Below are 12,185 nucleotides of genomic sequence, written 5' to 3'. Positions count from 1 at the left end.
TGGCCGCGCTTGGCAAGCGCCCCGCGCGATACTATTTTCCGGCCATGAAAACCGCGACCAGCCCCGCTCTCGCCCGCACCGCGCTCGGCCTCGCGCTGGGCGGCGCGGCCCTGCTCGCCCTCGCTCCGCTGCGCGCCGAGCCGGTGGTGCAGGCACCCGCCGCCGCGCTGCGCGAGCAGGCCGACGCCCCGCGCGAGACGGCGATCTTCGCCGGCGGCTGTTTCTGGGGCGTGGAAGGCGTGATGCGTCACGTGAAGGGCGTGGTGGCGACCACGGCCGGCTATGCCGGCGGCGACGCCGCCACCGCACGCTACGCGCTCGTCTCCACCGGCACCACCGGCCATGCCGAGGCGGTGCGCGTGGTGTTCGATCCCCGCCAGGTCGATTATGCGGATCTGCTGCGCATCTATTTCTCGGTCATCACCGATCCCACCCAGCGCGACCGGCAGGGGCCGGACGAGGGCACGCAATATCGGTCCGCCCTCTTCCCGCAATCGGCGGCGCAGAAGCGCGTCGCCGAGGCCTATATCGCCCAGCTCGGCCGCGCCCATCTCTACCCCGGCCCGATCGTGACGCGGATCGAGGCGGCGAAGGGCTTCTACCCGGCCGAGGCGCACCACCAGAATTATCTCGCCCGCAATCCGGACGATCCCTATATCGTGATCAACGACCAGCCCAAGGTCGCCGCGCTCCGCCGCCTCTATCCGGCGAGCTGGCGGGGCTGAGGGCGGCGCCGCGCCCCGGGGGCCGGCGCCTCCGCACGGCGCGACCGATGGCGCGCGCGCCGGCGGATCAGCCGGCCTCGGCGGGCGCCGCGATCCAGATGTGATCGGGCGCCCGGCCCTCGACATGGCGCTGCCAGGCGGCGGCGAAGCCGGCTTCGAGCGCGCGCGTATAGCCCTTGGTGTCGAACAGCGGGCAGGTGGTGCGCCGCGTCGCCAGCCGCGCGCGCAGCGCCGCCAGCCGCGCCGGATCGCGCGCGAGCGCCAGCGCCGTCTCGAAATAGGCGGCCTCGGACGTGGCGACAAGCTCGTCCAGCCCCGCCGCCACGACCAGGCTGGCGGCGACCCGCGCGGCGAACTGGCGGCCGGCGAGCGTCAGCACGGGCAGGCCGCCCCACAGCGCGTCGCTGGCGGTGGTGTGGGCGTTGACGGCGAAGCTGTCGAGAAACAGGTCGGCATGGCGTTGCCGGCCAAGATGCAGCCCATGGGCGAGCTTGGGCGCGAACACCAGCCGCGCGGGATCGATGCCGCGCCGATCGGCCTCGCGGCGGAGATTGGCGGTGGCGGTGGCGCCGCAATCCAGCAGCCACAGCACGCTGCCCGGCACCTCGCGCAGCAGCCGCGTCCAGATGTCGAATTCGCGCGGGCCTATCTTATAGCCCTGGTTGAAGCAGCAGAAGACAAAGCCCGTCTCCGGCAGGCCGAGCGCGGCGCGCGACGCGTCCAGCGGCAGGATCGGGCGCTGATCGTCGTTGGGCTGGTAGCTGAAGGGCAGCCGGATCAGCTTCTCGGCATAGCCGGGCTCCGCGCCCGGCGGCACCACCACCGGATCGGCGACCAGATAATCCATGAAATCGCCGCCGAGCGTGCCCGGATAGCCGAGATAGGCGATCTGCACCGGCGCCACCCGCTCGACGAACAGGCGCGCTCGCGAATCCTTGGTATAGCCCTTAAGATCGATCGCGATGTCCAGCGCATCCGCGCGCGCGCGCGCGACCGCCGCGTCATCGTTGAGCCCGCGCAGATCGACCAGCGCCTCCACATCCGCGCGGGCGCGCGTGGCATGGCCCTCGGCGGGGCTGAAATCATAGGCGCGGATCTCGAAGCGGCTGCGATCATGGCAGCGCAACAGGCCCGAGATCAGGTGCATGGTCGCGTGATCGTAGAGATCGGCGGATAAATAGCCGATCCGGATACGGCCGCCGGCGGCGCGCGCGGGGGCGGTGAAGCGGGTGCGCGCGGGCAGCAGCTCGGCCTCCGCGAAGGCGCGCGAACGCGCCAGCTGGCGCGCGGGATCATCCTCGAAGGGCAGCGCCGCGAAGGGCACGATCGCACCGCCGCCGCGCGCCGCGCCGATCGGCAGCGTGGCGAGCCGGTCGCGCATGCGCCAGTCGCACAGATAGGCCTGTTGCAACAGCAGCTGGCCCCAGGCGACATATTTGTCCGGCGCGAGCGCGACGGTGCGCTCGAAGGCCGCCACCGCCTCCTCGCCGCGCCCCGCCACGACCAGCGCATGGGCATAGGCGAACCAGGCATTGGCCTGGTCCGGCCCGGCGCGGGTGGCGAGCGCGAGCGTGCGCAGCGCCTCCTCGAGATGGCCGAGCGCCTTGAGCAGCCCGCCCAGATCGGTCAGCCCCTCGGCATGATCGGGCGCGACCGCGAGCAGCGCGAGATAGGCCTCCACCGCCGCCTGGTCGCGGCGCGCCTCGCGGTGCAGCGCGGCGCGCGCGTAGAGCGCCCCGACATGCGCGGGCTGCCGCGCCAGAAGCCGGCCATAGGCCGCTTCCGCCTCGCCTAGACGGCCCTCGGCGCGGTGGAGATTGCCGAGGTTGAACAGCGTATCGGCATCGTCGGGCGCGCGGGCCAGGGCATCGGCATAGGCGCGCGCGGCGCCCTCCGCATCGCCCAGCCCGCGCAGCGCGACGCCGAGATTATTGTGGTTGGCGGCATTGGCCGGCGCCGCCGCCACGGCATCGCGGAAGGCCTGGGCGGCGGTGACATGATCGCCCAGCGCCAGCGCGGCGGCGCCACGCAGCGTGTGCACCGCCTCCAGCCCCGGAAAGCGCGCGGCGAGCGGCGCGGCGAGCCTGAGGGTAACCGCATGATCGCCGCGCTGGTGCGCCGTCACCAGCTGCTCGAGCGCGGTGGCGGCCTCGCGCGTGAGGCCGGCCGACGCGGGCGCCGCGACGCGGGCGGACCCAGGCGCGGGCGCCGCCTCGAGCCGCGCCAGCGCCTGGCGGGCGGTGCTGTTATTGGGATGGCTGGCGAGCACCGCCGCCAGCAGCCGCCGCGCCTCGGCGAGATCGCCGCGCTTCTCGGCGCCGCGCGCCTTGCGGAACATCATATCCAAGCCGGCGGCCATGTGCGGAAATCCCGTTCTCGATCCGCGGCCGCTTCTAGGAGGCCTATGGATAACGGCCGGTTAAACAAGCCGATCCGCTTTGGACCCGAGCCGCGAGAAGGATGGACCGGTTCGCTTAATGGCGTTAGCGCAAGGCCCAGGGTCAGGTGGCGTATGGGGTTGATGATGATCGGCAGCGGCAGATGGGCGGCAGCCATGCTGGGATGGGCGGCGATGGCCGGCGCGGCGGCGGCGCAGCCGCCCGAGCCGCAGGTCAAGGCCGATACCGATGCCGGCGGCTCCACCTTCGGCAGCGCCGACGATGCCGCCAAGGCGCCCCCGCAGGGGCTCAGCAAGCCCCGCCGCCACGGCCGGGTGGATCAATCCCCCTCCTCACAGACCGCCGACACGCAGAACCGTCCGCCGCCCGGCCTGTTCGGCGACTGGCGCGGCATCCGCACCTGGCTGGGCGATCGCGGCGTCGATGTGACCGCGCGCTACGGCTCGGAAAGCGGCTACAATGTCGCCGGCGGCGATCGCAAGGTGTGGCGCGAGACCGGCCAGTTCGACGTCAGCGCCAAGGTCGATCTCGAGAAGGCGATCGGCCTCAATGGCGGCGCCTTCCAGACGGTGCTCACCTATCGGCGCGGCTATAATCTGGACAATAGCGCCGGGCTGCCGGTGCTGCAGCAGGTGCAGGAAGTCTATGGCCGTGGCCAGACGCTGCGCCTCACCCAATTCTGGTACGAGCAATCGCTGGCCGACGGTCTGTTCGACATCAAGCTCGGCCGCACCTCGCCCGGCGAGGATTTCGCCGCCTTCTCGTGCCATTTCATGAATCTGAGCTTCTGCGGCGCGCAGCCCGGCAATCTGATCGGCGACCTATGGCAGAATTGGCCGATCGGCCAATGGGGCGCGCGGCTGCGCGTCGAGCATGGCGATGTCTATGGCCAGATCGGCGTCTATGAGATCAACCCGCGCAATCTCAACAAGACCTTCACCATCGGCCATTTCGGCGGCGCGACCGGGGTGCTGGTGCCGGTCGAGATCGGCATGGTCAGCGCCACGCGCGGGCGCGGACTGGTCGGCTCGTACAAGATCGGCGCCTGGTACAGCAATGTGAAGGCGGACGATGTCTGGCTGGACATCAACCATAATCCGCGGCTCGTCACCGGGCTCGAGCCGCTGCAGCGCAACGCGCGCTACGGGCTCTGGGTCAATCTCCAGCGCCAGCTCACCGGCGAGGCCAAGGACGGCAAGTCCACCAAGGGGCTGACGGTGTTCCTCAACATCACCCAGGCCGACCGGCGCACCGCCGTCACCGACAATCAGATCGCGATCGGCCTGTTCCACAAGGGACTGCTGCCGCGCGTGCCGGGCGACGTGATCGGCTTCGCCGTGGCGCGGACCAACGTGAACGGCAAGGTGGCGCGGGCCGAGCTGCTCGCCGCGCCCGGCCAGGAGCCGCAGGACGCCGAATATGCGAGCGAGCTTTATTATGCCGTCCACCCGTACCAATGGCTCGAGCTGCGGCCCAACTTCCAGTACATCGTCAATCCCGGCGGCTATCATCACATGCACGATGTCGGCGTGCTCGGGATGAAGGCGGCGATCACGCTCTGAGCGCGACCGCCGCCCGCAGCGCGGTCAGGGCTGGCCGGTGCCGCCGGCCGCGCCATAGACCTGGCCGGTCGCGTAGCTCGCATCGGCGGCGGCGAGCTGGACATAGATGGAGCCCAGCTCGACCGGCTGGCCCGGGCGGCCGAGCGAGGTCTTGCCGCCGAACTGCTTGAGATCCTCCATGGTGGCGCCACCGGCGACCTGGAGCGGCGTCCAGATCGGGCCGGGGGCGACGCCGTTGACGCGGATGCCCTTGGGGCCGAGCTGCTTGGCCAGCGACTTGGTGAAATTCATCATCGCCGCCTTGGTCATCGCGTAATCGACCAGATTCTTCGACGGATCATAGGCCTGTTCGGACGTGGTCTGGATGATCGCCGAGCCGGGCTGGAGATGCGGCAGCGCCGCCTTGGTGATCCAGAACATCGCATAGACGTTCGTCTTGAAGGTCGCGTCGAAATCCTCGGTGGTGATGTCGAGCAGCGACTGCCGCTGCTGCTGGCGGCCGGCATTGTTGACGACGATGTCGAGGCCGCCGAGCCGGCGCACGGTTTCGGCCACCATCGTCTTGCAATGCGCCTCGCTGCGGATATCGCCCGGCAGCGCCACCGCCTTGCGGCCGGCCTGCTCGATCAGTGCGATCACCTCGCGCGCATCGGCTTCCTCTTCCGGCAGATAGCTGATCGCGACATCGGCGCCCTCGCGCGCGAAGGCGATCGCGGCGGCGCGGCCCATGCCGCTGTCGCCGCCGGTGATGAGCGCCCGGCGCCCGGTGAGGCGGCCGCTGCCGCGATAGCTGGATTCGCCATGATCGGGGCGCGGATCCATCTTGCCGGCGAGCCCCGGAAAGGGCTGCGACTGTTCGGCGAAGGGCGGCTTGGGGTAGGCGGTGGTCGGATCCTTGAGCGCGGCGCCGGACGCCGCCGGCTGGGCGGCGGGCGCAGCGGCCGCCTTGCCGCCGGCGGCGAGGCCGATGCCGGCGGCGGCGCCCATCACGGTGCGGCGCGAAAGCGTATCGGTACGATCATCGGACATGCGGCGTCTCCGGCAAGCATTGGGGCGGCGGCGCGCGGAGGGGCCGTGCGATCGCCAGGCGGGTGAAACTCCGCGGCCGCCCATCTGGTGCCCTGAACCCCGCGGAAAAGCCGGCGGAGATCGTAATGACGAGAAGCAATCGATTGAGATAAAAGATAAATCATTGCGCCCCCCGCGGCGGCGACGCATAGTTGCGGCGACGCGACGACAAGATCGCGATCGTCGGGGAGATGTTTCGATGCCGCCATGCCCGGTGCCTGTCCGCCGCGCGCCCGCAGGCCGCGCCGCCGCCTGATCCCCGCTATCCGCTATTTTCGAGAACAGGATCGCCATGCCCCTTTTCAGCTCGACCGCGCGGGCGGCGCTGGCCCTCGCGCTTGCCGCCGCCGCCAGCCTCGCCTCCGCCGCGCCCCCCGCCCCGGCATCGCTCACCCTCAACGACCAGGGCTATTATGAAGCGCCGGGCGTCGACTGGCTGTCGTTCAACAATGCCAATGAGGGCCTGTTCGCCGACGCCAAGATGAGCGGGATCGAACTCATCCAGCAGGATGTGCGCACCGTCACCAATGGCGACGTGCGGCTGGCGGCGACGCCGGGCCAATGGGATCCGGCCGGGCAGTTCGTGTCGCGCACCATCGACAAGGCGAGCGGCGCCGTCACCACCACGCTCGCCTATCCGGACAGCGGCTTCCGCTACATGACCCGCACGGTGCCGCAGGGCGATACGCTGCGCGTGGAAGTGGTGCTGCCCGAAGCGCTGCCCGCGGCGCTCGTCGGCAAGGCGGGATTCAATCTGGAATTCCTGCCCGCCGCCTATTTCCACCACAGCTATGCCGCCGATGACCGGACCGGCATCTTCCCGCTCTATCCCGCCAGCGCGATGACCGCGACCGCGACGCGCAACGCCGCCAGCGGGCGCAGCGAGGGGCCGGGCGCCGAGCCGCTGCCGATCGCGCACGGCCATCGCTTCGTGATGGCGCCGGAGGATCCGACCCACCGCGTCACCGTCACCGCCGAGGCCGGCGAGATCGCCCTGTATGACGGCCGCAACCAGGCCCAGAATGGCTGGTTCGTGCTGCGCGCGCCGCTGCCGGCGGGGCGCAGCGGCACGGTGCTGCGCTGGACGCTGGCGGCCCAGACCGCACCCGGCTGGCGCCGCCGCCCCAGCATCGCCCATTCGCAGCTCGGCTATCTGCCGGGCGGCCAGAAGATCGCGACGGTCGAGCTGGACCGCCACGATCCGGGCGCCGGCGCGGTCAAGCTGTTCCGGGTGGAGGCCGATGGCCGCTTCACGCCGGTGCCGATCGGCCCCACCCAGGATGCCGGCCGCTATCTGCGCTATCGCTACCGCCGCGCGGATTTCAGCGCCGTGCGCACCCCCGGCAGCTATGTGCTCGACTATGACGGCGTGCGCACCGCGCCCTTCCGGATCGCCGCCGATCTCTATGCGGATGCGTGGACGCCGACGCTCGACGTCTATTTTCCGATCGCCATGGATCATATGCGCGTCAACGAAGCCTATCGCGTATGGCACGGCGATTCCCATCGCGACGATGCCCGCCAGGCGCCGGTGAACCACGAGCATATCGATCTCTACGCGCAGGGCCCGAGCACCGACGACAAGTACAAGCCCGGCGAGCATATTCCCGGTCTGAACGTGGGTGGCTGGTTCGATGCCGGCGATTTCGACATCCGCACCGAAACGCACCATGCCGTGCTGCTCTCGATGGTGCGCACCTGGGAGCGCGCCCGGCCGATGCGCGACACCACCAGCGTCGACGAGCGGCTCCGCCGGGTCGAGATCCATGTGCCCGACGGCCAGCCCGATCTGCTCGAGCAGATCCGCCACGGCACGCTCCAGCTCGTCGCCCAGTTCGATGCCGTCGGTCATGCCATCAACGGCATCATGGAACCCGATGTCGGCGAATATACGCATCTCGGCGACGCCGGCAGCAAGACCGACGGCCTCATCTACGATCCCGCACTGGCTCCCGGCGAGGAGCGCGACGGGCATAGCGGCTGGCCGGACGATCGCTGGGCCTTCACCACCAAATCGAGCGCGCTCAACTATGGTTCGATCGCCACGCTGGCGGCGGCGAGCCGCGCGCTGGCGGGCTTTGACGATCAGCTGGCGGCGCGGGCGCGGGCACTCGCCATCAGCACCTGGGCGGAGGAGCAGAGCCATGCGCCCGATCTCTTCCACCATGGCAACACCACCGGCGGCCCGCTGATCGACGAGCAGTTCGGGGCGGCGGTGGAGCTGCTGCGCACCACCGGCGATCGCCGCTATGCCGATCAGGTGACGGCGCTCTGGCCGCAGATCGCGCCCGTCTTCTTCCGCAATGTGCAGGCGGTGGCGGCGGCGCTGCCGCTGATGCCGCCCGCCTTCCGCGCCACCGTGGCGCCGAGCGTGCGCGCCTGGAAGGCCGCGACCGACCGGATGATCGCCACCAATCCGTTCGGCGTGCCGATCACCACCGGCGGCTGGGCGGGCAATGGCGCGGTGCTCGGTTATGGGCTGGACAGCTACGCGCTCCACAAGGCCTATCCCGAGCTGGTCGACAGCGGCGGCGTCGCGCGGGCGATCGCCTATCTCACCGGCCACCATCCGGGCTCGGACATCAGCTTCGTCTCGGCGGTGGGCACGCGCTCCAAGGAGGTCGCCTATGGCAATAACCGCGCCGACTTCACCTTCCTGGCCGGCGGCGTGGTGCCGGGCGAGCTGCTGGTGAAGCCCGATTTCCCGGAGAACAAGGAGGATTGGCCCTTCTTCTGGGGCGAGAATGAATATGTCATCAGCGAAGGCGCGCATTGGCTCGAACTGGTCCACGACGCCATCGATCTGGGCGACGGCACGACGCGCTGAGCCGGGGCGCTTGACAGGATCGCCGCGAGCGAGGATGGTAGCGCTACCAGCACACAAGCGGCGGTGAGAGGGCATGAACGAGGCCGGCGGGCGCTTTCCGCGGAGCAAAAGGGCATCCGCACGGCGCCACGGCCTCGCGGCGCTGGCGGCGGCCGCCCTGGTGCTGGCGGGCGGCGCGCGCGCCGCCGGCCCCGCGATCGCCCTGACCTTCGACGATCTGCCCGCCCATGGCCCGCTGCCCGCGGGCGAGACGCGCGCCGGCATCGCCGAGGCGATCGCCCGCGCCGCCCGCGCGGCCGGATCGCCGCCGCTCTACGGCTTCGTCAACGGCGTGCAGACCGAGCGCGAGCCGGGCTCGGCGGCGGCGCTGGCGGCCTGGCGCGCGGCGGGCGATCCGCTCGGCAATCATGGCTGGTCGCATCTCGGCCTGAGTAAGATCGATCCCGCCACCTTCGAGCGCGAGCTTACCCGCAACGCGCCGCTGCTCGCGGATCAGCGCGCGCGATGGTTCCGCTTCCCCTTTCTCGACGAGGGCGCGGATCCCGCGCGCCGCGATGCGGCCCGCGCCATTCTCGCGCGGCACGGCTATCGCATCGCGGCGGTGACGATGAGCTTCGGCGATTATGGCTGGAACGAACCCTATGCGCGCTGCCTGGCGCGCGGCGACCAGGCGGCGATCGCCGGACTGGAGCGCAGCTTCCTCGCCGCCGCGCGCAGCGCGCTCGCCCAATCCCGCGCCGCCGCCCAGGCCCGCTACGGCCGCGATATTCCCTATGTGCTGCTGATGCATGCCGGCGCGTTCGATGCGCGGATGCTGCCCCGGCTGCTGGATCAATATCGCCGCGCCGGCGTGCGCTTCACCACGCTCGCGGCGGCCGAGCGCGATCCCGCTTATGCCAGCGATCGCGATCCGCGCCGGCCGTTCGACGCGGACGCGCTCCAGCATCATCTGCCCAGCCCCGAAATCGCGCCCGAGGATGCGGAATATGCCGGCGCCGGGCTTGCCAGCCTTTGCCAATGACGACGATAAACGGAGGGGACTCATGAGGAAGAGGATCATCATCGGCGCGGCGCTGGCCGCCGCCACGGCGCTCGGCGGCACCGCGCTGCTGCAGGCCGCCGCGCCCGCCAAGGCCGGCGCCAGCGCCGCCGGGCCGCGCGCGCCCAATGGCCGCCACTATCTTTCGCAGCCGCTCGTCCGCTCCATCTACACCGCCGATCCCTCGGCGCATGTCTTTGGCGGCAAGCTCTATATCTATCCGTCGCACGATGTGCCGACCAACATCCCCGACGATGATCTGGGCAGCGAATATGCCATGCACGATTATCGCGTGCTGCGCATGGATCGGCCGGGCGGCCCCGTCACCGTCGGTCCCGTCGCGCTCGACGTGAAGCAGGTGCCCTGGGCTTCGGAGAAAATGTGGGCGCCCGACGCCGCCTACAAGAACGGCACCTATTATCTCTACTTCCCCGCCTGGGACAAGCAGGGCATCTTCCGGATCGGCGTGGCGACGGGCCGCAACCCGATGGGGCCGTTCAAGGCCGAGCCGCAGCCGATCAAGGGCAGCTTCAGCATGGATCCGGCGGTCTTCACCGATCGCGACGGCACCAGCTACATGTATTTCGGCGGCATCTGGGGCGGCCAGCTGGAGAATTGGCACACCGGCAAATATGTCAAGGGCTCGATCACCGATCTCAAGCAGGACGATCAGCCCGCGCTCATGCCCAAGGTGGCGAAGATGAGCGCCGACATGAAGCAGTTCGCCGAGCCGCCGCGCGACGCGCGCATCATCGATGCGAGCGGCAAGCCGATCCTCGGCGGCGATCATGCGCGCCGCTTCTTCGAGGCATCGTGGATGTTCCGCAAGGGTGACACCTATTATTTCACCTACTCCACGGGCGACACGCATTTCCTCGCCTATGCGACCGGGACGAGCCCCTATGGCCCCTTCACCTATCGCGGCCATTTCCTGCTGCCGGTGCAGGGCTGGACGACACATCACTCGATCGTCGAGTGGCAGGGCAAATGGTGGCTCTTCTATGCGGACAGCCAGTTGTCCAACAAGAACCACCTTCGCAACGTGAAGATGACCGAGCTGCACTTCACCGCCGATGGCGGCATCCAGACCATCGATCCCTTCAAGGATTGACGCTTATGTATCTCGGAATCGATATCGGCACGTCGGGCGTCAAGGCGGTGGTGATCGACGCCGCCGGCGCGGTGCTCGGCCAGGGCAGCGCGCCGCTCACCGTGTCGCGCCCCCATCCGCTCTGGTCGGAACAGGATCCGGAAGCCTGGTGGCAGGCGACCGAGGCGGCGGTGGGCGCCATCCCGGCCGCGCTGCGCGCCGAGGTGCGCGGCATCGGCCTTGCCGGGCAGATGCACGGCGCCACCTTGCTCGATGCCGAGGACCGGCCGCTGCGCCCCGCCATTCTGTGGAATGACGGGCGCAGCCATGAGGAATGCGCGGCGATGGAGGCGGCGGTGCCCGATCTCCACGCCATCGCCGGCAATCTCGCCATGCCGGGCTTCACCGCGCCCAAGCTGCTCTGGGTGCGGCGGCACGAGCCCGATATCTTCGCCGCCACGCGCACCGTGCTGCTGCCCAAGGATTTCGTGCGGTTGCGCATGACCGGCGACAAGGCCTCCGACCTGTCGGACGCCGCCGGGACGATCTGGCTCGACGTGGCGCAGCGCGACTGGAGCGACGCGCTGCTCGCCGCCACCGGGCTCGATCGCAGCCATATGCCGCGGCTGGTGGAAGGGCCCGACGAGGCCGGGCGGCTGCGGGCCGATGTCGCGGCGCGCTGGGGCATGGCGACGGTGCCGGTGGCCGGCGGCGGTGGCGACAATGCCGCCGGCGCGGTCGGCGTCGGCGTGGTGGCCGATGGCGACGCGCTGCTCTCGCTCGGCACGTCGGGCGTGATCTTCGTCGCGACCGATCGCTATCGCGCCAATCCGCAAGGGGCGGTGCATGCCTTCTGCCACTGTTTGCCGGGGCTGTGGCACCAGATGGCGGTGCATCTCAGCGCCGCCAGCTGCATCGACTGGGTGGCCCGGCTGACCGGCGCCGATGGCCCGGCGGCGGTGTTCGCCCGCGCCGAGACGGTCGGCCCCGCCGGCGGCGGCGAGCTTTTCCTCCCCTATCTGTCGGGCGAGCGGACGCCGCACAATGATGCGCTGGTGCGCGGCGCCTTCCTCAGGCTCGATCATGACAGCGACCCCGCGCGGCTGGCGCAGGCGGTGCTGGAAGGCGTCGCCTTCGCCTTCGCCGACGGACTGGACGCGCTGCGCGGCGCCGGCACGCGCGTGGAGCGCCTGTCGGTGATCGGCGGGGGCGCGCGCTCGGCCTATTGGGGCCGCATCCTCAGCGCGGCGCTGGCGGTGCCGCTGGTCTATCTGCGCGGCGGCGAGGTCGGCCCGGCGCTGGGCGGCGCGCGGCTGGCGCAGCTGATGGTGGAGGGCGGCGATCCGCGCGCCATCTGCCTGCCCCCGCCGGTGGAGCGGGTGGTCGAACCCGATCCCGCCGATATCGCGCGTCTCGCCCCCAAGCTGGCCGCCTTCCGCGCCGCCTATCCGCATATCACCCCCAAGACCAAGTGA

8 protein-coding genes are annotated in these 12,185 nt (G+C 70.4%); 6 read left to right on the top strand and 2 right to left on the bottom strand.

All coding sequences use genetic code 11. The annotated features are described in order from the left end of the window. The first annotated feature begins 44 nt into the window (after positions 1-44). Complete coding sequence (gene msrA, locus LHA26_RS17810; RefSeq protein WP_252168843.1) at positions 45-725, top strand: peptide-methionine (S)-S-oxide reductase MsrA; 681 nt, start codon at positions 45-47, stop codon at positions 723-725. A gap of 67 nt (positions 726-792) precedes the next feature. On the opposite strand, the gene LHA26_RS17805 is transcribed toward msrA, so the two are convergent. Continuing rightward, on the bottom strand, positions 793-3,084 hold the full coding sequence (locus tag LHA26_RS17805) for an O-linked N-acetylglucosamine transferase family protein (protein WP_252168842.1): 2,292 nt from the start codon (positions 3,082-3,084) through the stop codon (positions 793-795). Between the two features lie 195 nt (positions 3,085-3,279). Between LHA26_RS17805 and LHA26_RS17800 the strand changes: the two genes are divergently transcribed. Beyond that, complete coding sequence (locus tag LHA26_RS17800) at positions 3,280-4,686, top strand: carbohydrate porin (RefSeq protein ID WP_252168841.1); 1,407 nt, start codon at positions 3,280-3,282, stop codon at positions 4,684-4,686. A 24-nt stretch (positions 4,687-4,710) separates the two neighbouring features. Here the strand turns inward: LHA26_RS17800 and LHA26_RS17795 are convergent, their stop codons facing one another. Then, complete coding sequence (locus LHA26_RS17795; protein WP_252168840.1) at positions 4,711-5,715, bottom strand: SDR family oxidoreductase; 1,005 nt, start codon at positions 5,713-5,715, stop codon at positions 4,711-4,713. Positions 5,716-6,046: 331 nt separating this feature from the next. On the opposite strand from LHA26_RS17795, the gene LHA26_RS17790 reads away from it, so the two are divergent. The 4 genes from LHA26_RS17790 (at position 6,047) to xylB (ending at position 12,185) form a co-directional block, all read left to right on the top strand. Further along, a complete protein-coding gene (locus LHA26_RS17790; protein ID WP_252168839.1) occupies positions 6,047-8,581 on the top strand; it encodes a glycoside hydrolase family 9 protein in 2,535 nt (844 codons plus the stop codon). Between the two features lie 73 nt (positions 8,582-8,654). Beyond that, a complete protein-coding gene (locus LHA26_RS17785) occupies positions 8,655-9,602 on the top strand; it encodes a polysaccharide deacetylase family protein (protein WP_252168838.1) in 948 nt (315 codons plus the stop codon). A 22-nt stretch (positions 9,603-9,624) separates the two neighbouring features. Then, on the top strand, positions 9,625-10,731 hold the full coding sequence (locus tag LHA26_RS17780) for a glycoside hydrolase family 43 protein (RefSeq protein WP_252168837.1): 1,107 nt from the start codon (positions 9,625-9,627) through the stop codon (positions 10,729-10,731). 5 nt (positions 10,732-10,736) lie between these two features. Further along, positions 10,737-12,185: a xylulokinase gene (xylB, locus tag LHA26_RS17775; RefSeq protein ID WP_252168836.1), complete on the top strand. Its 1,449-nt coding sequence runs from the start codon at positions 10,737-10,739 to the stop codon at positions 12,183-12,185.

Source organism: Sphingomonas morindae (genome assembly GCF_023822065.1).
GTDB lineage: Bacteria > Pseudomonadota > Alphaproteobacteria > Sphingomonadales > Sphingomonadaceae > Solisphingomonas > Solisphingomonas morindae.
The sequence above is the reverse complement of the archived record's forward strand: the minus strand, read 5'-3'. Positions and strand labels throughout refer to the sequence as shown.

Excerpts from the sequence above, each read along its gene's own strand:
- msrA (WP_252168843.1), top strand. The coding sequence starts at position 45 with ATGAAAACCGCGACCAGCCCCGCTCTCGCCCGCACCGCGCTCGGCCTC.
- xylB (WP_252168836.1), top strand. The coding sequence starts at position 10,737 with ATGTATCTCGGAATCGATATCGGCACGTCGGGCGTCAAGGCGGTGGTG.
- LHA26_RS17780 (WP_252168837.1), top strand. The coding sequence starts at position 9,625 with ATGAGGAAGAGGATCATCATCGGCGCGGCGCTGGCCGCCGCCACGGCG.
- LHA26_RS17805 (WP_252168842.1), bottom strand. The coding sequence starts at position 3,084 with ATGGCCGCCGGCTTGGATATGATGTTCCGCAAGGCGCGCGGCGCCGAG.
- LHA26_RS17800 (WP_252168841.1), top strand. The coding sequence starts at position 3,280 with ATGCTGGGATGGGCGGCGATGGCCGGCGCGGCGGCGGCGCAGCCGCCC.
- LHA26_RS17795 (WP_252168840.1), bottom strand. The coding sequence starts at position 5,715 with ATGTCCGATGATCGTACCGATACGCTTTCGCGCCGCACCGTGATGGGC.
- LHA26_RS17785 (WP_252168838.1), top strand. The coding sequence starts at position 8,655 with ATGAACGAGGCCGGCGGGCGCTTTCCGCGGAGCAAAAGGGCATCCGCA.
- LHA26_RS17790 (WP_252168839.1), top strand. The coding sequence starts at position 6,047 with ATGCCCCTTTTCAGCTCGACCGCGCGGGCGGCGCTGGCCCTCGCGCTT.